24 protein-coding genes are annotated in these 19638 nt (G+C 58.2%); 16 read left to right on the forward strand and 8 right to left on the reverse strand.

Annotated elements, in window-relative coordinates; translation table 11 throughout:
• Positions 1-7: 7 nt before the first annotated feature.
• The 7 genes from ACR0A1_RS00865 to ACR0A1_RS00895 all read left to right on the forward strand — a co-directional run bounded on the left by ACR0A1_RS00865 (position 8) and on the right by ACR0A1_RS00895 (position 7256).
• Entirely contained in the window at positions 8-823 is an 816-nt protein-coding gene (locus ACR0A1_RS00865; RefSeq protein WP_170397316.1) for a cytochrome c oxidase subunit 3, read from the forward strand.
• 156 nt (positions 824-979) lie between these two features.
• On the forward strand, positions 980-1657 hold the full coding sequence (locus ACR0A1_RS00870; protein ID WP_170564724.1) for an SURF1 family protein: 678 nt from the start codon (positions 980-982) through the stop codon (positions 1655-1657).
• Positions 1654-3042, forward strand: coding sequence for a threonine synthase (gene thrC / locus ACR0A1_RS00875; RefSeq protein ID WP_480865873.1), 1389 nt, complete (start codon positions 1654-1656; stop codon positions 3040-3042). Before ACR0A1_RS00870 ends, thrC begins: the two co-directional genes overlap by 4 nt.
• Entirely contained in the window at positions 3039-4301 is a 1263-nt protein-coding gene (locus tag ACR0A1_RS00880; RefSeq protein WP_170626462.1) for a M16 family metallopeptidase, read from the forward strand. Before thrC ends, ACR0A1_RS00880 begins: the two co-directional genes overlap by 4 nt.
• Positions 4301-4885 carry a GNAT family N-acetyltransferase gene (locus tag ACR0A1_RS00885; RefSeq protein WP_170397308.1) on the forward strand — a complete coding sequence of 195 codons (585 nt, stop codon included), beginning with the start codon at positions 4301-4303 and terminating at the stop codon, positions 4883-4885. The genes ACR0A1_RS00880 and ACR0A1_RS00885 overlap by 1 nt, the downstream gene beginning before the upstream one ends.
• A 128-nt stretch (positions 4886-5013) precedes the next feature.
• Complete coding sequence (locus tag ACR0A1_RS00890; RefSeq protein WP_480587201.1) at positions 5014-5805, forward strand: MBL fold metallo-hydrolase; 792 nt, start codon at positions 5014-5016, stop codon at positions 5803-5805.
• Between the two features lie 38 nt (positions 5806-5843).
• Positions 5844-7256 carry an FAD-binding oxidoreductase gene (locus tag ACR0A1_RS00895; protein ID WP_480865875.1) on the forward strand — a complete coding sequence of 471 codons (1413 nt, stop codon included), beginning with the start codon at positions 5844-5846 and terminating at the stop codon, positions 7254-7256.
• Between the two features lie 39 nt (positions 7257-7295).
• Here ACR0A1_RS00895 and ACR0A1_RS00900 read toward each other — a convergent pair whose 3' ends face one another.
• The 3 genes from ACR0A1_RS00900 to ACR0A1_RS00910 form a co-directional block, all read right to left on the reverse strand.
• Positions 7296-7778: a fasciclin domain-containing protein gene (locus ACR0A1_RS00900; RefSeq protein WP_170424274.1), complete on the reverse strand. Its 483-nt coding sequence runs from the start codon at positions 7776-7778 to the stop codon at positions 7296-7298.
• Between the two features lie 171 nt (positions 7779-7949).
• Complete coding sequence (locus ACR0A1_RS00905; protein ID WP_010441681.1) at positions 7950-8489, reverse strand: adenine phosphoribosyltransferase; 540 nt, start codon at positions 8487-8489, stop codon at positions 7950-7952.
• 82 nt (positions 8490-8571) lie between these two features.
• Positions 8572-8706, reverse strand: coding sequence for a hypothetical protein (locus ACR0A1_RS00910; protein WP_255612018.1), 135 nt, complete (start codon positions 8704-8706; stop codon positions 8572-8574).
• A 107-nt stretch (positions 8707-8813) separates the two neighbouring features.
• On the opposite strand from ACR0A1_RS00910, the gene ACR0A1_RS00915 reads away from it, so the two are divergent.
• Positions 8814-8987: a hypothetical protein gene (locus ACR0A1_RS00915; RefSeq protein ID WP_170397300.1), complete on the forward strand. Its 174-nt coding sequence runs from the start codon at positions 8814-8816 to the stop codon at positions 8985-8987.
• 2 nt (positions 8988-8989) lie between these two features.
• Here the strand turns inward: ACR0A1_RS00915 and ACR0A1_RS00920 are convergent, their stop codons facing one another.
• Complete coding sequence (locus ACR0A1_RS00920) at positions 8990-9619, reverse strand: LysE family translocator (protein WP_170397298.1); 630 nt, start codon at positions 9617-9619, stop codon at positions 8990-8992.
• 284 nt (positions 9620-9903) lie between these two features.
• On the opposite strand from ACR0A1_RS00920, the gene ACR0A1_RS00925 reads away from it, so the two are divergent.
• On the forward strand, positions 9904-10761 hold the full coding sequence (locus ACR0A1_RS00925) for an alpha/beta hydrolase (protein ID WP_480865877.1): 858 nt from the start codon (positions 9904-9906) through the stop codon (positions 10759-10761).
• A gap of 2 nt (positions 10762-10763) precedes the next feature.
• Here ACR0A1_RS00925 and ACR0A1_RS00930 read toward each other — a convergent pair whose 3' ends face one another.
• Positions 10764-11636 (reverse strand): S-methyl-5'-thioadenosine phosphorylase, encoded by an 873-nt coding sequence (locus ACR0A1_RS00930; protein WP_170663867.1) that lies wholly within the window; start codon positions 11634-11636, stop codon positions 10764-10766.
• Positions 11637-11841: 205 nt separating this feature from the next.
• On the opposite strand from ACR0A1_RS00930, the gene ACR0A1_RS00935 reads away from it, so the two are divergent.
• Complete coding sequence (locus ACR0A1_RS00935) at positions 11842-13476, forward strand: SulP family inorganic anion transporter (protein ID WP_170404268.1); 1635 nt, start codon at positions 11842-11844, stop codon at positions 13474-13476.
• Positions 13477-13506: 30 nt separating this feature from the next.
• On the opposite strand, the gene ACR0A1_RS00940 is transcribed toward ACR0A1_RS00935, so the two are convergent.
• Both ACR0A1_RS00940 and ACR0A1_RS00945 read right to left on the reverse strand, forming a co-directional pair.
• Positions 13507-14151 carry a CatB-related O-acetyltransferase gene (locus tag ACR0A1_RS00940; RefSeq protein WP_170397291.1) on the reverse strand — a complete coding sequence of 215 codons (645 nt, stop codon included), beginning with the start codon at positions 14149-14151 and terminating at the stop codon, positions 13507-13509.
• Positions 14151-14756, reverse strand: coding sequence for a flavin reductase family protein (locus ACR0A1_RS00945; protein WP_170511439.1), 606 nt, complete (start codon positions 14754-14756; stop codon positions 14151-14153). The genes ACR0A1_RS00940 and ACR0A1_RS00945 overlap by 1 nt, the downstream gene beginning before the upstream one ends.
• A gap of 72 nt (positions 14757-14828) precedes the next feature.
• On the opposite strand from ACR0A1_RS00945, the gene ACR0A1_RS00950 reads away from it, so the two are divergent.
• From ACR0A1_RS00950 to ACR0A1_RS00970, 5 genes are all read left to right on the forward strand, one after another.
• Positions 14829-15323, forward strand: coding sequence for a GNAT family N-acetyltransferase (locus ACR0A1_RS00950; protein WP_170397287.1), 495 nt, complete (start codon positions 14829-14831; stop codon positions 15321-15323).
• A 53-nt stretch (positions 15324-15376) separates the two neighbouring features.
• A complete protein-coding gene (locus ACR0A1_RS00955) occupies positions 15377-16144 on the forward strand; it encodes an EcsC family protein (RefSeq protein WP_170404266.1) in 768 nt (255 codons plus the stop codon).
• An 80-nt stretch (positions 16145-16224) separates the two neighbouring features.
• Positions 16225-16710 (forward strand): NUDIX hydrolase, encoded by a 486-nt coding sequence (locus ACR0A1_RS00960; RefSeq protein WP_170404261.1) that lies wholly within the window; start codon positions 16225-16227, stop codon positions 16708-16710.
• 71 nt (positions 16711-16781) lie between these two features.
• The gene (locus ACR0A1_RS00965) at positions 16782-17237 is read left to right on the forward strand and encodes a DUF1178 family protein (protein ID WP_480865881.1); all 456 of its coding nucleotides are present in this window, start codon (positions 16782-16784) and stop codon (positions 17235-17237) included.
• Positions 17238-17240: 3 nt separating this feature from the next.
• On the forward strand, positions 17241-17879 hold the full coding sequence (locus ACR0A1_RS00970) for an SDR family NAD(P)-dependent oxidoreductase (protein WP_480754440.1): 639 nt from the start codon (positions 17241-17243) through the stop codon (positions 17877-17879).
• On the opposite strand, the gene ACR0A1_RS00975 is transcribed toward ACR0A1_RS00970, so the two are convergent.
• Positions 17873-18229 (reverse strand): hypothetical protein, encoded by a 357-nt coding sequence (locus ACR0A1_RS00975; protein ID WP_170397277.1) that lies wholly within the window; start codon positions 18227-18229, stop codon positions 17873-17875. The genes ACR0A1_RS00970 and ACR0A1_RS00975 overlap by 7 nt on opposite strands.
• A 155-nt stretch (positions 18230-18384) precedes the next feature.
• Here ACR0A1_RS00975 and ACR0A1_RS00980 point away from each other — a divergent pair, with 155 nt between their 5' ends.
• Positions 18385-19623: an aspartate kinase gene (locus ACR0A1_RS00980; protein ID WP_170397275.1), complete on the forward strand. Its 1239-nt coding sequence runs from the start codon at positions 18385-18387 to the stop codon at positions 19621-19623.
• Positions 19624-19638: the final 15 nt, after the last annotated feature.

The raw sequence follows: 19638 nt of genomic DNA on the forward strand, positions 1-19638 counted from the left end.
GACGCTGATGGCACACGCAAAAGACCATGATTACCACATTCTGAACCCGTCAATCTGGCCACTGATCGGCGCGGTAAGCGGATTTGTGATGCTGTTCGGGGCCGTTCTTTGGATGCACGGGATCACCCCGTGGATCTTCTGGATGGGGTTGGTCGGGGTTCTTTATACCATGTTTGCATGGTGGTCCGAAGTCGTGGTTGAAAGCCGTCAGGGCGATCATACGCCGGTCGTGCGTATCGGCCTGCGCTATGGCTTTATCCTGTTCGTGATGTCCGAGGTGATGTTCTTCTTCGCCTGGTTCTGGTCGTTCTTCAAACATCGCATGTATCCGATGTACGACTATGCCGGTACTGAATACATCCAGCCGGATATCCACGCCGTTGATCCGTTCCACCTGCCGCTGATCAACACTTTGGTCCTGTTGCTGTCGGGTTGTGCGATTACTTGGGCCCACCACGCGCTTGTTCATGACAATGACCGCAAGGCGCTGATCAATGGTCTGGCCATTGGTATCGTTCTGGGCATCGCCTTTACTGCGCTTCAGGCGTTTGAATACTATGAGTTACTGGCCCATGAGGGTTGGGAGTTCGGTGGCGATCAGTTCTATTCGAACTTCTTCATGGCAACCGGTTTCCACGGCGCGCATGTGATTATCGGCACCATCTTCCTGTCGGTCTGTCTGATCCGCGCCCTGAAGGGGGACTTTACGCCCGAGAAACACGTCGGTTTCGAGGCTGCCGCATGGTATTGGCACTTCGTTGACGTCGTCTGGCTGTTCCTGTTTTTCGCCGTCTACATCTGGGGTCAGGCCCCGCTGATGTAACGCCACGCAGGTGATCCAATTGCAAAAGCCGCCCCACGGGGCGGCTTTTTCTCAATCAGGGGCGCAAGATTGCGCCCGATACAATTACATGGTTGCACTTCGGTTCACGTGCCCCTTAACAAGGCGCCGGTTCCCGCAATAAGGTCTGATCCCACCATGCGCAGCTTTCTGTTTCTGCTGATCTTCGGTCTTGCCGGTCTGGGCCTGCTGCTGTCGCTGGGCATTTGGCAATTGCAGCGGCTGACCTGGAAACAGGAGGTGCTGGCCGAGATCGAAAGCCGCATCGCTGCCGATCCTGTCGCCTTGCCATTGCAGGTGTCCGAAGATGCGGACAAATACCTGCCGGTGACGGTCACAGGCGAGATCGAACCGGGCGAGATCCACGTTTTGGTTTCGGTCAAGCAGGTGGGGCCGGGGTATCGGATCATCCAGTCCTTTACCACCGACGACCGGACTATTCTGGTGGATCGCGGTTTTGTGCCGACCACAGCCAAGCAGGCTGTTCGTCTGACTGGCCCGATGGAAATCACCGGCAACCTGCACTGGCCCGATGAAGTCGATGGCTACACGCCTGACGCAGATATTGACGGCAACATCTGGTTCGCCCGCGATGTGCCCAATCTGGCCGCCGCGCTGGGGGCTGAGCCGGTGTTGCTGATTGCCCGCTCGGAAACCGATCCGAATGTAACGCCAATGCCGGTGGATACGGCGGGCATCCCCAACGATCATTTGCAATATGCAATCATCTGGTTTGGTCTTGCTCTGGTCTGGGCCGCAATGACCGGATACTTCCTGTGGCGCAGCCGTGCCAATTCCGAAAGTGACGCGACATGAAATACATCTCGACCCGCGGGCAGGCGCCCGAACTGACCTTTGAAGAGGCGATGCTGACCGGACTGGCCCGTGATGGTGGTCTGTACTTGCCCGCTGAAATTCCGGTGATGTCGCAGGACGAAATTGCTGCGTTGGCTGGCTTGTCCTACGAAGAAATCGCATTCCGCGTGATGTGGCCCTATGTGAGTGGCTCGTTCTCTGATGATGAATTCAAAGATATCATAGCGCGCGCTTATGAGGGCTTCGGCCATGACGCCCGCGCGCCCTTGAAGCAGCTGAACGAGAACCATTTTCTGCTGGAGCTGTTTCACGGACCCACACTGGCCTTCAAAGATTTTGCCATGCAGCTAATCGGCCAGCTGTTCCAGGTCGCGCTCAAACGGCGCGAAGATCGCGTTACCATTGTCGGCGCGACGAGCGGTGACACCGGTTCTGCCGCAATCGAAGCGTTCCGTGGCCTGGATGCGGTGGATGTGTTCATCCTGTTCCCGCATGGCCGTGTTTCAGAAGTGCAGCGCCGTCAGATGACTACGCCTGCAGACAGTAATGTGCACGCTTTGGCGGTAGACGGCGATTTCGATGACTGTCAGGCAGCGCTCAAAGACATGTTCAACGACTTTGATTTCCGCGACGGTGTGAAACTTGCAGGCGTCAATTCGATCAACTTCGCCCGCGTGTTGGCACAGATCGTTTACTATTTCTCCGCCGCCGTCAGCCTCGGCGCGCCACATCGCAAGGTCAGCTTCACCGTGCCGACAGGGAATTTCGGCGATATCTTCGCAGGCTATCTGGCCAAACGCATGGGGCTGCCCATCGATCGTCTGGTGGTGGCGACCAACCAGAACGACATTCTGCATCGCTGTCTCTCGGGCGAGGGATATTTCAAGGGCGATACGATCCCCTCAATCAGCCCTTCGATGGATATTCAGGTTAGCTCGAACTTTGAGCGCGCACTGTACTACGCCTATGGCGAAGATGGCGGCGCAGTCGCTCAGTTGATGGACGAACTCAAGAGCGGAGGCTTCAATGTCAGCCAAGGCGCAATGGAGGCTCTGCGAGAAAGCTTTGACTCGGGCCGCGTTTCTGAGGACGAGACGCTTGAGACGATCAGGCGCACGATGGTCCACAGCGCCGAGTTGGTTTGTCCGCACACCGCCGTTGGGATCAAAGTGGCTGAAGACCACCGCGCTGCCGATGTGCCCATGATCACTCTCGCAACCGCGCATCCCGCGAAGTTCCCGGCGGCGGTCGAGAAGGCAAGCGGCGAACATCCGCCTCTTCCATCCCGCATGTCTGATCTATATGAACGTCCGGAACGGGTGACCCGCATAGCAAATGATCTGGGCACCCTCGAGGATCATATCAGAAGGCATATTGCTGGGTGACTGTCAGACAAGACCAACTGAAGAACGGATTTCGTATCGTCAGTGAACATATGCCGGGACTGCAATCTGCGGCCATCGGCATCTGGGTAACCGCCGGTGGGCGGCACGAGCGGATCGAGCAGAACGGTATCGCGCATTTCCTTGAGCATATGGCGTTCAAGGGAACCCAGCGGCGTTCTGCGCTGCAAATCGCCGAAGCGATCGAGGATGTGGGCGGGTACATCAACGCCTATACCTCGCGCGAAGTTACGGCCTATTATGCACGCGTATTGAAGGACGATGTGGCGCTGGCCATGGATGTCATCGGCGACATCGTCCTGAACCCGGTGTTCGACCCGCGCGAGATCGAGGTCGAGCGCGGCGTGATCCTGCAGGAAATCGGTCAGGCCTATGATACGCCGGACGATGTAATCTTTGACTGGCTGCAAGAGCAGAGCTATCACGACCAGCCCCTTGGCCGCACCATTCTGGGCCCGACCGAGCGCGTCAGTGCGTTTTCCCGTGAGGACTTGTCGGGTTTTGTGGCTGAGCACTATGGGCCGGAACAGATGATCCTGTCTGCAGCTGGAGCTGTGGACCACGATGCGCTGATGAAACTGGCCGAAGAGATGTTCGGCCACCTGCAGCCGCGCAAGGGTCTGATCCCCGACGCTGCGCGGTTCACTGGTGGTGAGGCGCGGCAGGAGAAAGAACTGGAGCAGGCGCATTTCGCGCTGGCGCTGGAAAGTCCGGGCTATCGCGATGATGCGATCTATACGGCCCAGATTTACTCGACCGCTCTGGGTGGAGGCATGTCCTCGCGCCTGTTTCAGGAAGTGCGCGAAACGCGCGGGCTTTGTTATACGATCTTTGCTCAGACCGGTGCTTATGCGGATACCGGTACGACAACGATTTACGCAGGCACCTCGGCCGATCAGGTGGGCGAATTGGCGACGATTACCATCGACGAGATGAAGCGCGCTGCCGAAGACATGAGCGCAGAAGAGGTTGCCCGTGCGCGGGCCCAGATGAAGGCTGGGATGCTGATGGGGCTGGAAAGCCCGTCGAACCGGGCCGAACGGCTGGCGCGGCTGGTGCAGATCTGGGGACGTGTGCCCTCGCTTGAGGACACCGTGGCCAAGATCGATGCGGTCAGCACCGAGGACGTGCGTGCTTTTGCCGAAGACATGGCAGTCAAAGCCCCTGCAGCGCTGGCGCTGTATGGGCCGGTCTCGGGCGCACCGACGCTGGTGGATCTGCAGGAGAGGCGTGCGGCGTGATGCTGTTAGGCAGACGCAAGCTGAAACTCGAAACCGAGCGCTTGACGCTGCGCCCGCCCATGCATTCCGACTTCAACGACTGGACCGCCCTGCGGCGTGCTTCAAAGGACTATCTGGTGCCGTGGGAGCCGGTTTGGGCCAAAGACCATCTGAGCCGCAAATCGTTTACCAACCGGGTCTATTGGGCCCAGCGCTCAGTCGCAAGCGGAACGGCGATTCCCCTGTTCCTGTTTCGTCGCACAGACAATATTCTGTTGGGGGCGATCACGTTGGACAATGTTCGCCGTGGTCCGGCGCAGGCTGGCACCTTGGGCTATTGGACCGGGCAGGCCTTTGCGCGTCAGGGGTTCATGCGCGAAGCAATTGGCGCCGTTGTTCATCACGCCTTCACCCGTCTGGATTTAAGCCGGATCGAGGCCGCGTGTTTGCCTGAGAACAAGGCCTCTCGCGGTCTGCTGGAAAGCTCAGGCTTCAAGTACGAAGGCGTGGCGCAGTCTTATCTGCAGATCAATGGGCGCTGGCGAACGCATGTTCTGTATGCCAGCTTAAGGTCCGATCGTCGGGGCAAGACTGAGGCAGGCTAGAGGGCTCTGCCGCCAGGCATGGCAAGCCTCCTGTCTTGGAGATATCCGTGGCCAGATCAACAAGGGCATGACTTGTTGGCCCATTGCGCTACACTTGCCCTATGTGGCGGTTTGTTGCGGGACTGATGATGATTGCCGGCGGGGCTGTGGCGCAGGAGCGGCGGCCTAGTCACTGTATCGCCATCGCAGATGCGGCACCGGGGATTGAATATCTTCACAAAGCGGCGTGGCAGGATCCCGTGCCCGAGTTTTCGGTTCGTATCAGCTATGTCGCGCATGCATCGTTTCTGATCCAGACACAGGGCGGGCTGAACGCGGTGACCGATTTCACCGGTTTTATCGGCGGCGCTGCGCTAATTCCTGACGTGGTCACAATGAACCATGCGCACAGCACCCACTGGACTGCCCATCCCGATCCGGCCATCCCGTATGTCTTGCCGGGCTGGGGCGAGTTCGGCGAAGGCATCGAGCACCATCTTGATCTGGGTGAGATGCTGATTCGCAATGTGTCGACCGATATCCGTTCGGCCTATGGCGGTATTGAAGATCGCGGAAACTCGATCTTTGTGTTCGAGGTCGAAGGGTTGTGCATCGGCCATCTGGGGCATCTGCATCACATTCCGTCGGATGAACAATTCGCTGCACTGGGTCGGCTGGATGTGGTCATGGCGGCGGTGGACGGAGGCACCACGATGCCCTTGCCCGAGATGGTTCAGGTTCTGAAACGCCTCAAAAGCTCGGTCATTATCCCGATGCATTGGTTCTCGGACTTTTCGCTTGAGCGGTTTCTGGTGGATATTCGGGATGAATTCCCGGTTGAACGGGATGGGGTGTCCGAGATTGTCGTCTCGTTGCGCACGCTGCCCGACAGGCCGACGGTTGTGGTGCTGGAGCCTCAGTACCTGATAGAGCTGGAATAGGGCTTGTCGCGGCCTGTGGCCTTTGGCAGGGAAGAGCCATGAAACTGAACTCTGCAGACAGCCGCCTTGCCGAAGCAATCAGAGCCCGATTGGGTGCTGACGTTTTGCGCCCGATTGCAGATCGTTACCTTGAAGAGCCGCGTCAGCGGTTTGTCGGGCAGCCCGGTTTGCTTGCCTTGCCACGCACTGTGGAAGATGTGTCGGCTCTGGTGCAATTGGCCGCAGACGCTCGGGTGCCTGTTGTCCCTTATGGCGGCGGCACCGGTCTGGTAGGAGGGCAGGTTGTTCCGGATGGTCCTGTCCCTTTGATCGTTTCCCTGGAACGGATGACGGCGATACGGGCGACTTACCCCACCGAGAACATACTTGTGGCCGAGGCCGGTGCCATTTTGGCCGACGTCCAGACCGCCGCTGAAGATGCGGACCGTCTATTTCCCCTGTCGCTGGCTACGCAGGGTTCTTGCCGGATTGGTGGCAATCTGGCCACCAATGCGGGTGGCGTGAATGTGCTGCGCTATGGCAATGCACGCGATCTGTGCTTGGGGCTTGAAGTGGTATTGCCCAGTGGTGAGATTTGGCACGGGCTTAGCCGGTTGCGTAAGGACAACACCGGTTATGACCTGCGTAACCTGATGATCGGGTCCGAAGGGACACTTGGCATCATTACGGCGGCGGCGTTGAAGCTGTTCCCGCGACCCAGGGGCGTTGGAACCGCAATGTTTCAGGTCTCCTCACCCGAGGCTGCCATTGATCTGTTGTCAGTGGCGCGGGATCAAGTGGGGGAAGCGGTCAGTACGTTTGAGTTGATCCATGGGCAGGGACTCAAATTCCTGACCGAGGTTTTGCCCGACGTGCGGCAACCCTTTGCGGCAACACCGGAATGGAGTGTGTTGATCGAGCTGGGCTTGTCGGTCGGCCAAGACCCTTCGGACATGCTTGAGGCGATTTATGTCGCCGCTGATGAGCGCGATCTGGTCCGCGATGCGGTCATCGCGCAGAGCGAAGCACAGCGGTCCGAACTCTGGGCCGTGCGCGAGCGCATCCCCGAGGCCAACCGGCTGATCGGATCAGTTTCCAGCCATGATATCTCGGTCCCGATTTCCCGCATTCCAGAGTTCATTCGGCGCGGTGCGGATGTGGTGGCCGGGCAGGGGCCGTTTCGCGTAAACTGCTTTGGCCATCTGGGCGACGGTAATTTGCACTACAACGTATTTCCACCTGCCGGGCAGGATAAGGCGGAGTTTGTCGCACAGCGGGGCGCGGTCAAACGCGCGGTACATGATCTGGTTCATGAATTTGGTGGATCGGTCAGTGCCGAACACGGTGTCGGTCGGCTCAAGACAGATGATCTGGAACGCTATGGCGATCCGGTCAAGATGCAGGCCATGAGGGCGATCAAAGCAGCGCTTGATCCTCAAGGGATTATGAACCCCGGGGCGGTTCTGGCCTAATAGACGCGCCCCGGACGTATACCGGGGCGCTGCGGTTCTTTACGAAGCGGGCAGAATGACCTTGTCGATCACATGGATCACGCCGTTCTCGGCTTCGATATCGGCTTGCACAACGTTGGCATCATTCACCATGACGCCATTGTCGAGATCGATGGTGATATCTCCGCCCTGCACGGTGGCGGCGGTCATGTCATCGGACAGATCACCCGACATCACTTTGCCCGGGACAACGTGATAGGTCAGCACTGCGACCAACTGGTCCTTGTTTTCGGGCTTCAGCAGATTTTCGACCGTGCCCTCGGGGAGCGCTGCAAAAGCCTCATCCGTTGGGGCGAAAACGGTGAACGGCCCTTCGCCTTTCAGCGTTTCAACCAGTTCGGCCGCCTGAACGGCAGCGACGAGCGTTTCAAAACTGCCCGCGCCCACCGCAGTATCGACGATATCCTTGGCGTGCCCATCTGCCAAAGCAGAGGTGGTCAACAGAAGACTGGCAACTCCAGCAACAGCGAATTTGCGCAACATGACATGATTTCCCTTGTTGAGAATGCCTTAGGTGGCATCATTCGGGGTACGCAGTCAGGTCGCGACAAGATCACAGAATCCAGAGGCAACTGTTTCTTGAATGTGACCCCAATCGCGCTAAGCCTGCGGCGCACGCGATTTCCAGTCACGAGTTTGTGAAGTTTGTGGAGATCAGAGCCCTTCGAACTCGCACAGAACGTGCACGTCCATGCCCAAATCTTCCAGCGCTTTGCGACCACCCAATTCGGGCAGATCGATGATGAACGCGCATGAGATGATCTCGCCGCCCAGCCGTTCGATCAGCTTGATCCCCGCGGCGGCGGTGCCTCCGGTAGCCAGAAGATCATCAACGACCAGGATCTTCTCACCCGGTTGGATGGCGTCATCGTGAATTTCGACGATCGCCTCGCCATATTCCAGCTTGTAGTCCTGGCTGATCGTGGTGCCGGGCAGTTTGCCCTTTTTGCGGATCGGCACGAATCCAACGCTTAGCTGGTGGGCAATCGCACCGCCCAGAATAAAGCCGCGCGCCTCAAGGCCCACAACCTTGTCGATTCGCTCACCGGCGTAAGGGTGCAACATCTGGTCAATTGCCATGCGGAACCCACGCGGGTCGGCAAACAGGGTGGTGACATCGCGGAACATGATCCCTTCATGCGGGAAATCGACGATGGTCCGAATGTAATCCTTGACCGTTTTGTTTCTGGACATGGGCCACCCCTTTGGCATCAAACACGCGCGGGGTATTTCGCCCATAAGGTGCGGTCATGCAAGAGAACTCTGGCCCCTGCGGCTACTTGCTGCGGCCGCGCATGGCGTTAGGCAGGCCGTAGTAGCGATACAGCGCGTTCGGAAGCCAGGACAGGTGCGGCTTGCGCCAGTTGCGTTGATCCCGAAGAAGAATAGCTTGCGCGACATGAAGGTTCATTGCTTTAATCTCACTTTTGCTGTTATGTGCGCGATATCTACATTTTATATTCTATGTATATACAATGCATCGCACTTAGAATCAAGGGCAGGACGGGGACTGGACGTGTGACCAAGAAAGATGGAAAGAAATCTACGAAGAAAAACAGTCAGTTGGTTTTGCGCCTCGACAAGGATGAGCGCGACGCGTTCGTCGAGTTGTGCAGGGATCTGGACACCTCTGCCGCCCGCGAAATCCGCCGGTTTATCCGGGGGTTCATGAAGGAAAACGCTGAAAACTGAAATCACGCCGGGCGGCGCAGAACCGCTGTGGCGATGCCCATTCCGATCAGGGTCAACCCTCCGAACCGGGTCATGGTCGTGATGACATTCGCACGTCCGATCATACGGCGCAGCTTGTCCGCCAGCAGCGCATAGGCCAGCGCGTTCAGCCCCGCGAGACCCACAAATGTTGCGATCAGGATCGCGAATTGCGGACCCAAAGGCTCGGCTGGACGCAAGAATTGCGGTACGAAAGCGATGAAGAAGGCAATGGACTTCGGGTTCAGCGCGGTGACTGCAGCGGCATGGCCAAAAACACTGCGGGCGGTCACGTCACGTTCGGTTTCAATTGCTTGCAGCCCGCCCGACGGCGCGCTGCGCAGGAGTTTGACACCCAGCCAGACCAGATAGGCTGCCCCAACCCATTTCAGCACGGTAAACAGTGTGGCAGAGGCCAGCACCAGCGCCCCCAGCCCCAGCAGCGACGCGGTCATCGCCACCAAATCCCCCAATGCGACCCCAGTGGCCGAGGCAACCGCCACACTGCGTCCTTTCGACAGCGCATAGCTAAGCACCAGCAACACGGTCGGGCCTGGGATCAGCAGCAGCGCGGTCGAAGCGGCCACAAAGGCCAGCCAGATTTCAATGGACATGGAGTATCCTATTAGAGTGTTTCCCACACCAAGCCTTGGCACGACGTATTGGTCAAGGCTTTGCGGGCACATTCTCGTGGTGAAACACCGGCTCCAACGGGTTGGCGTTCGGATTTGCGAAGCCGGGGTCGCCTAAATACCGAGGACATGGGGCAGGGAATTCAGGCGTGCAATGCGATCTGGGATTGCCGCAACAGGTTTAAAATTGGATGAAGCTTGGCTTATGCATCTTGAAACGCCTCCAATGTACCCCACTCTCGCAATGCGACCCAAAGGAGGGAGCCATGGTTCAAACCCAACACGCTGAGGCCGATACCGGCCGCGCCAGATCCGGTGTCGAGCGCCTCAAAAGCATCTTGGTAGGACTGCTGTTGGCCGCGGCGATCTTGTATGCGGGCGTCCTCGGATACATGTTTTTCAACCAGCAATCTCTGCTGTACAAACCCGAAGGTACGTTACCGGATCCGGCTTCGGTGGGGTTGGCGGATGTTGATGCGCTGTCGCTGACAATGGCTGATGGTACTGCCCTGACGGTCTGGGCAGCACCCGCTGCAATCCCGGATGCACCGACCGTCCTATTCTTCCACGGCCAAAGCGGCAATCTGGGGGACCGTGCTGAACGGCTGCGCGAAATCCTCAACTCGGGCTACGGGCTGCTTGCCCCCAGCTATCGCGGCTTTCCGGGCAGCGAAGGCGAGCCTTCGGAACTGGCGCTGATCTCTGATGGAGTTCAGCTCTATGACAGGCTGGCGGGTCAGGGCAAAGCTGTGGCGCTGCACGGTCAGAGCCTTGGCACCGGCATTGCCGCCGCTGTGGCTGCCGAGCGTCCTGATGCAGAACTTCTGGTGCTTGAGGCCCCGTTCACTGCAACCGTTGATGTCGCGGCGGAACGCTATCCTTTTCTGCCGGTCTCAGCCTTGATGAGGGATCAGTTCGCCACACGTGATCTTATCGAACAGATCTCGGTGCCGACGTTGATTTTTCACGGCACCGAGGATGAAACTATTCCACTGCATCACGGAAAAGCTCTGGCCGAGATGTCTGATACCGCGCAGATTTACGTGATCCCCGACGGCACCCACAACGATTTGTGGTCGCGTGGCCTATGGGACGAAGTGCAAAAGAAACTGTCGCAGTACTGAGTTTATAACACCCGCCCAGCCACAGCATCCAGCTTGGCCAACAATTCCGGATCGCGCTTTTCAGGCGCGGTCAGGATGGCATACTCCAGCGCCCGGTCGCAGCCATGCGGGCAGGGCGCACGGTCGGTCCCCAGCAGAGTGGGTAGACCTTTGACCAATGCCCGGCCTTTTTCCGCATTACCGGTCAGCGTGGCGATGATGGCGGCCACGTCGACTTCACCGTGATCAGGGTGCCAGCTGTCATAGTCGGTGACCATGGCAATTGACGCATAACAAAGCTCGGCCTCGCGGGCGAGTTTCGCTTCGGGCATGTTGGTCATGCCGATCACGTCGCACCCCCATTGTTCGCGATATAATTTGGATTCCGCCAATGACGAGAATTGCGGTCCTTCCATCGCCAGATAGGTTCCACCTCGGTGGATGGTGATGCCAGCCGTCTTGCCAGCAGTCTCACAAGCGTCCGACAGGCGCGGGCAGGTCGGATGCGCAACACTGACATGGGCGACGCAGCCAGTCCCGAAAAAGCTCTTTTCACGGGCAAATGTTCGATCGATGAACTGATCCACGATCACGAAATCACCCGGCGCCATATGTTCGCGGAACGACCCGCAGGCCGAGACCGAGATCACATCCGTTACGCCAAGCCGTTTCAACGCGTCGATATTGGCGCGATAGGGCACCTCGGTCGGCGAGTGCACATGTCCGCGACCGTGACGCGGCAAGAAGGCCATTTCGACCCCATCCAGCGACCCGGTCAGGATCTGATCCGACGGATCGCCCCATGGCGTTTCTACTGTGACCCACTCGGCATTCTCTAGACCATCGATGTCATAAATGCCCGATCCTCCAATGACGGCGATTTTTGTTTGGGTCACGAGTGCTCTCCATTGAAAATTCCTGCTGTGTGAGTTCTGCGGGCCACAGCTTCATTTGACAAGTGGGTTCAACGGTTTGTGTGCGCTTGGGTCAAGCTATGCGCACGGCGCATATCAGGGTCCCGCCTGGCGCGGTATCTCAAGACCGGTTTGACCGCTAGAAGGCCCCTTTCGCGCGAACAAAACCGACCAACAGGACCGATCCATGCCCCGAGCCATGCTGGCAAGCTTTGCCAATCGTATAGCCAAACCCGATTTGCGCTGGGTCCCGGATGAGGGATTGACCTTTTCCCGCCTGCGGATCGAACTGCTGTCCGGTCTCACCGTCGCCTTGGCGCTGGTCCCCGAAGCCGTGGCCTTTGCCTTTGTCGCCGGGGTGCACCCTCTGGTCGGGCTTTACGCGGCGTTTCTGGTCGGTCTGATCACTGCGTTGATCGGTGGTCGCCCCGGCATGATCTCGGGCGCGACCGGGGCGCTTGCCGTTGTCATGGTCGCACTGGTCGCACAACACGGGGTCGAATACCTGTTCGCAACGGTGGTGCTGATGGGGATTATGCAGATCATCGCAGGTGCGATGCATTGGGGCCGGTTCATCCGACTTGTGCCGCATCCGGTGATGCTGGGCTTTGTGAACGGCCTGGCGATTGTGATCTTTCTGGCGCAGCTGGGGCAATTCAAAGTGCCCGGAACCATGGAAAATACCGGCCACGGCATGGGCGGTGGCGAGTGGCTTTCAGGCCTACAGCTCTACACAATGCTGGGTCTGGTTGCTCTGACCATGGCTGTGATCTGGATCATGCCCCGCATCACCCGCGTCATCCCAGCGCCTCTGGCCGGGATTTTTGTTGTCGCTGCTTTGGTCATTGGCATTGGGCTGGACGTCCCGCGTGTCGGTGATCTGGCTTCGATCGAAGGCGGCCTGCCCAGCTTCCATATACCTATGGTGCCGCTGAACTGGGAGACCTTTGAAATCATCCTGCCCTATGCCCTGATCCTTGCCGCAATCGGTCTGATTGAATCCCTGCTGACGCTGAACCTTGTGGGTGAGATTACCGGCAAGCGCGGTGGTGCCTCGCAGGAATGTATCGCGCAAGGCACAGCGAACGTGGTCACTGGCTTCTTCGGCGGTATGGGCGGTTGTGCGATGATCGGTCAGTCGATGATCAACGTGAAGTCAGGCGGGCGCACGCGTATCGCAGGTATCGCTGCAGCGCTATTTCTGTTGCTCTTCATCCTGGTGGGTTCGCCTCTGATCGAGCAGATTCCACTGGCCGCACTTGTCGGTGTGATGTTCATGGTGGTGATCGGAACCTTCGCCTGGAATTCGCTGAAGATCATGCGCAAGGTGCCTTTGATGGATGCGTTCGTGATCGTACTGGTGACAGTCGTCACCGTGATGGAAGACCTTGCAGTGGCTGTTGTGGTCGGTGTGATTGTCTCTGCCCTGGCTTATGCATGGAATAACGCCAAACGCATCCACGCGGTTACGCGCGACTCGGAAACGGAAGAAGGGGCGAAGGTCTATGAAATTCAGGGCCCGCTGTTCTTTGGCTCGTCCGAGGGCTTCGTGGAGCTGTTCGACGTAAGAAACGACCCCGAGACCGTCATCATCGACTTTGCAGCCAGCCGTGTGGTGGACCAATCCGCGCTGCAGGCTATCGAGAACATCGCCGCCAAATACGAAGCGGCTGGCAAACGCGTCATGCTGCGGCACCTGAGCCGTGATTGTCATACACTGCTGAACAAGGCCGGCCATCTGATGGTCGACAGCGATGATGACCCGGATTACGAACTGGCCGTGGATTATTCGGTCCGCACCGGTATTCTGGGCGGGCACTGAATACGCGAAAGGGCGGCCGGGTTGGCCGCCTTATATCTCAGAAGCAATGCGCTCCAACGCATCGATATTGCCTGAAAGCAAGGCATCTTCGGCCCGAGTGATGGTTTCTGCGGGCCAATCCCACCATCGCAAGTCTTGCAGCCTTTCAATCACATCGCGATCAAAACGATAGCGCCGGACTTTTGCCGGATTTCCGGTAACGACTGCATAGGGTGGAACCTGACCCCGCACGACCGAGCCTGCGCCAACAATCGCGCCATTTCCGATCTGCGCTCCGGGTAAAATCAAAGCTCCGTAACCGATCCAGACATCGTGCCCGATAACGGTATCACGTGTATCAGGCTGGTAGCCTGACATGCGATCCGGATCGAAGATTGGAAATGGAAAGCAGGTCAAGCCATCGGTCGCGTGATTTGCGGAGGCAGTGATAAACCTTACTCCATGAGCGATTTGGCAGAACTTGCCCAGCATCAGCTTTTCTTCTGAAAAGGGAAACAGATACGGTGCAAGCCGCTGCGCCCAGTCCTTCGGTGCATCGAAATCCGACGCATAAGTGTAAGCTCCTGCCTCAAAGCGGGGATGATCGATGGCCTGAGATAGAAACACTGTTCCGTTGTGGCTAGAGCCGTCGGGCAGAACAATCGGATATCTGCGTGTAGGATCAGGCAGTGGCATTAGTCATCCGGGCGTGAAAGGCTGAACAATTCTGTCACCACAGAATAGTCCCGATAACCCAACCGCGCGAGCGGGTTGAATGAGGTCACGTCAAATTTGCCGTCACGGATGTGGTCATCGTGCAGGTGCACACCAGTGACCTCTCCGAACACCACCCGATTGGACTCACCCGGCAGAGTTACGATCTGAGTAAGTTTGCATTCCAGCGCTGCGGGCGCTCCCTCGACCCGAGAGCAATTTATGGTTTCGCATTCAACGGGTGTCAGCCCAGCATGAGTGAACTCGTCGACGTGCTTTTCCAAACCCTCTGAGCTGGCATTCATTGCGTCGCGATGCGCATGGGCCACCACGTTGACGCAGAATACCTTCGTGGCCTCGATGTTGGCGATGCTGTCCTTGCCGCCATCCTGATCGTGTTTGGAGCCGGTTGAGGCGAACATCACCTGAGGCGGTGTATAAGCGACACCATTGAAGAAGGAATACGGGGCCAGGTTGTTGATCCCGTCAGCATCGCGCGTCGAAATCCAGCCGATCGGGCGTGGGGTTATGATGGCGTTAAAGGGGTTGTGTGGCAGGCCGTGGCCGTCTTCGGGGCGATAGAACATATGGACTCCAAGCGTTTGCCCAAGGCCTATCGAAGTGCTAGGGCGATTTCCAGCAAGGATAAGAGGGCGCGCGTGCAGCAATTCAAGATCAGGCCGGAAGAGCCGGAAGACTGGTGGGAGGTCGAAGCGCTCTATGACCTGTGCTTTGCTCCGGGGCGCGAGGCGTTGTCGTCTTATCGTCTGCGCGATGACGTGCCGCCTGTCGCTGGCCTGTCGCAGGTCGCGCGCGATGGGCAGGGCATTCTGGCTGGTGCAATCCGGTTTTGGCCCGTGCATGTGGGTGAACATGACGCGCTGCTGCTAGGTCCAGTGGCGGTCCACCCGACCCATCAAGGCGAAGGGTTGGGCGGATATCTGATCCATCAGGGGGTAGAGGCCGGGCGCGCCAAAGGGTGGGATCGCGTCATGCTTGTGGGCGATGCGCCCTATTATGCCCGGTTCGGGTTCACCCCGCTGACGGGTGTCGAAATGCCCCCGCCCACCAACCCTGATCGCATACTGGGTTTGGAACTGACCCCCGGAGTTTGGTCCGAAATTCAGGGGCTTGTTAGTCGCTGGACCCGTTGACCCATTGAAAACCCGCTGCAAAGTCCCGATGTTTTCAGGACAGGAGGGCACAGATGCAGGACGTGGTTCTTGTCGAAAAACTCGATCCCGAGGCCGAGCTTGATCGGCTTGCGCAGCTGTACGGTGCGGCAGGTGGCGCAGGAGTGAATCTGCTGAACAAGCTTGGTGGTTCGGCGGAATCCTTATTGGATCAGTTACCTAAGCCGGTGCGAGAAGGTCTGACCGAAGCAACCGAACAGGCGCTTTGGCTTGCCATGCATGCGGCCGAAGGCTCTCGGCGTGCCGTGCCTGACCAGAAACCATGGGTCAACACAGCCTTGACCACTGCCATGGGCGCAGCCGGAGGTCTGGGTGGAGTGTCCACAGCACTTGTCGAGCTGCCCGCGACAACCGCCATGATGCTGCGCGCGATCCAAGGCGCAGCGATGCGGGAAGGATTTGATCCGACCGCCGAGAACGTGAAATTCGACTCGATCCGAGTGTTGTCAGCCGCAGGTCCTTTGGCCGAGGATGACGGGGCTGATCTGGGCTTTTTCTCAATGCGCATGACCCTGACCGGACCGACCATGCAACGCCTCATTGCGATGGTGGCGCCGCGCCTGTCCGTAGTGCTGGGCCAGAAGCTGGCGGCGCAGTCTGTACCGTTGCTTGGGGCGCTTGCTGGGGGCGGTACAAATTTTGTCTATACCCGCTACTACCAGCAGATCGCGCATGTGCATTTTGGGCTGCGTCGATTGGCGATTGATGCCGACATCCCTCATGACGAGCTGGTGCGGCGTTTGTCGGGGCGGATGGCTCTGAACAAGGGGGCTTTCCCGTAAAGCTTGGCAGACTCTGCCGGATATGATAAATATCACTTTATAAACCGCAACATAAGCGGAGCGAGCAGTGGATATGAACCGTGTTTGACGGGCGCAGTAGTGGTGCGATTGCCGGGCTTTCGGCAGAAAACCTCTCCCTTTCCGGGGCGCTGCCTGTTTATGCTCAATCCGCTGCGCTTTGCTATCGTACCAATGATGACCTGCCAGAGATTTTGTTGATCACAACGCGCAGGGCGCGGCGCTGGATCATTCCCAAGGGTTGGTTGATCAACGGGCTGACCCCTTCTGAAACAGCCGCCCGCGAGGCCTGGGAAGAGGCTGGTGTTTTGGGGCAGTGCGGAAGCGAAAGTCTTGGTCGGTTTGCCTATATCAAGAACCGGCCTGGCAAGCCATCGGCGCTGTGTCTGGTTGATGTGTTTCCGCTGCATGTGCAGCGATTGGAGGCGCAGTTTCCCGAAGCGGGTGAGCGCAGGCGCAAATGGGTTTCGCCCAAAAAGGCATCGTTGAAGGTGTCGTCGCCCGATCTTGCTGCGCTTTTGGGTGGATTCGGGTTGCATCGGCAATAGCGGGCCAAGATCAAGACTTGATATTGCCATGTTGGTCGGTATCTATTCGCCAACCGGATTTTGGATGTGATATGATTCAATACGCATTGAAATGCAGCAATGACCACAGCTTTGACAGTTGGTTTCAATCCGCAGCCGCCTTTGACAAACTGTCAGCGGCCGGGTTGGTAACCTGCGCGGTATGCGGCTGCGACAAGGTGGAAAAGGCGGTGATGACACCGCGTGTCCGGCCTGCGCGCAAGGCGGTGACCGAGGTTGCACCAGCGCAGCCTTCTGCGGATGATATCAGCATGGCAACACCTTCGCCCGAGATCGCTGAGGTCCTCAGCGAACTGCGTCGAAAGGTCGAGGAAAACTCGGACTATGTGGGCAAGGATTTCGCCAAAGAAGCCCGCAAAATCCATCTGGGGGATGCGCCCGAGCGCGCAATCTATGGTGAGGCCAAGCCCGAAGAGGCGCAATCGCTGATTGAAGACGGCGTGCCGGTCGCACCGCTGCCGTTTGTTCCTAGCCGCAAAACCAACTGACCCATGCACATCGTTGTTACGGGCGCGAACCGAGGGATCGGGAAATCCATTGCGGATCAGTATCGTGCAGAAGGTCATGAAGTGACCGGAACTGCCCGGGACGGTAGCGCAGATATCGTGCTGGATGTCACGGACCCAGAACAGCACGCTGCGATGGCCGAGCAACTGCGAGGCCGCCAGATTGACCTGCTGATCTGCAATGCGGGCGTTTATCTGGACAAAGGACACGACATTAGTGGCTATCCCGCCGAGATGTGGGCGCAAAGCTTCGCCGCCAACGTGACAGGCGTGTTTCTTACCATCCAGTCCTTGTTGCCGAACCTGCGAACCGCGCGGGGCCGGATCGCCATCGTTTCGTCTCAGATGGCGTCACATACGCGCGCGCCGGGTGGCAGCTATATCTACCGTGCGTCAAAGGCGGCGGCGCTGAATTTGGGCCGCAACCTAGCGACTGACCTACAGGCGGATGGCATTGCGGTGGGAATCTACCATCCGGGCTGGGTGCAGACGGACATGGGCGGAGCTGCGGCAGAGATCACGGTCGATCAGGCGGCAAACGGCTTGATCGAGCGATTTGCGGCTCTCTCGCTCGATACTACCGGTTGTTTTGAAACCTGGGATGGTCGGGCGCACCCTTACTGAGAGTTCAGGGCCGCCTTGGGGATTTCGTAGACTTCACCGGGATCAATGAAGATCACCATGATATCACCGCGTGTCTCATAGGTCAGTTTCGATGTCGAACTGCTGGAATCCGGCACGCCTTTGGTGAAGTAAATCCGCCGGACCTCGCCAGTGTTCAACTGAACCGCCAACGTCGCCGTTCCATCTTCGCGCTTCCGCAATTCGGCCGGACAACTGGCCAGTGTATCACCTGCCAATGCAGCGCATGGAACGGTGCCTAATGAGTTCTCGCCATCCGTTCCCGATAGGGTGGCCACTTGGGCATTTGCGGCAGTCGAAACCAAGCTTAGGGCAAGGGCAAAGCGGAACATTGAAATCCTCGTGGAATAAGACTTTGATCGAACGCTTACACCACGCACGACCAAAGTAAAGCACTGCGGTGCAGACTTTGCCCACTTGCCCTTGCGCCCCCCCTCGCATAAGAGGCACGGGATCAGAAATTCAAGGCGCGGAGACACTAGCCCCCATGCCCGTACTCGTGATGAAATTCGGCGGCACATCGGTCGCCAATCTGGACCGGATCCGCCGTGCTGCCAAACGGGTTGGTGTCGAGGTAGCTAAAGGCTATGACGTCATCGTCATCGTTTCGGCGATGTCCGGCAAGACCAACGAGCTGGTGGGCTGGGTCGATGAAATCTCTCCGCTCTATGACGCGCGCGAATATGATGCCGTTGTCTCCTCTGGTGAAAACGTTACAGCTGGCCTGATGGCGCTGACCCTGCAGGAAATGGACATCCCGGCGCGCAGCTGGCAGGGTTGGCAGGTGCCGCTGATCACCAACGGTGCCCATTCAGCGGCCCGGATCGAAGAAATCCCGCCAGAGAATATCAACCAGAAATTCGGCGAAGGGATGCGCGTTGCGGTGGTCGCGGGCTTCCAGGGCATCAGCCCCGAAGGTCGCATCACCACGCTGGGTCGGGGCGGTTCGGACACCACCGCCGTGGCTTTTGCTGCCGCTTTCGAAGCCGAGCGCTGCGACATCTATACGGATGTGGACGGTGTCTATACGACCGACCCGCGCATCTGTGAAAAGGCGCGCAAGCTGGACAAAATCTCGTTCGAGGAAATGCTCGAACTGGCCTCGCTGGGGGCCAAAGTGCTTCAAACCCGCTCGGTCGAGCTGGCGATGCGCTACAAGGTGAAACTGCGCGTTCTTTCAAGCTTTGAGGAACAATCCGACGAGGCCGGTACACTGGTCTGCGACGAGGAGGATATCATGGAATCCAATGTTGTGGCCGGTGTGGCCTATTCCCGCGACGAAGCCAAGATGACCGTCGTTTCGGTGGCGGACCGTCCCGGCATCGCCTCGATCATCTTTACCGCGCTCAGCGACGAGGGCGTGAACGTGGACATGATCGTCCAGAATATCTCGGACGAAGGGCGCACCGACATGACCTTCTCCTGTCCGACCAATCAGGTCTCCCGCGCCGAAAAGGCATTGCTGGCGATCAAGGATCAGGGTGAGCTGAACTACGCCGAACTGGTTGCGGATGAGGACGTTTGCAAGGTCTCAGTTGTCGGGATCGGCATGCGTTCGCAATCCGGTGTTGCGGCCAAGATGTTCAAGATTCTCTCGGATGAGGGGATTAACATCAAGGTCATTACAACCTCCGAGATCAAAATTTCCGTCCTGATCGACAGGAAATACATGGAACTTGCGGTTCAGGCACTGCATGATGCCTTTGAACTGGACAAGGCGGCCTGAGCTTTCAGCCAAGTG

This window comes from Ruegeria sp. D6, from assembly GCF_056534365.1.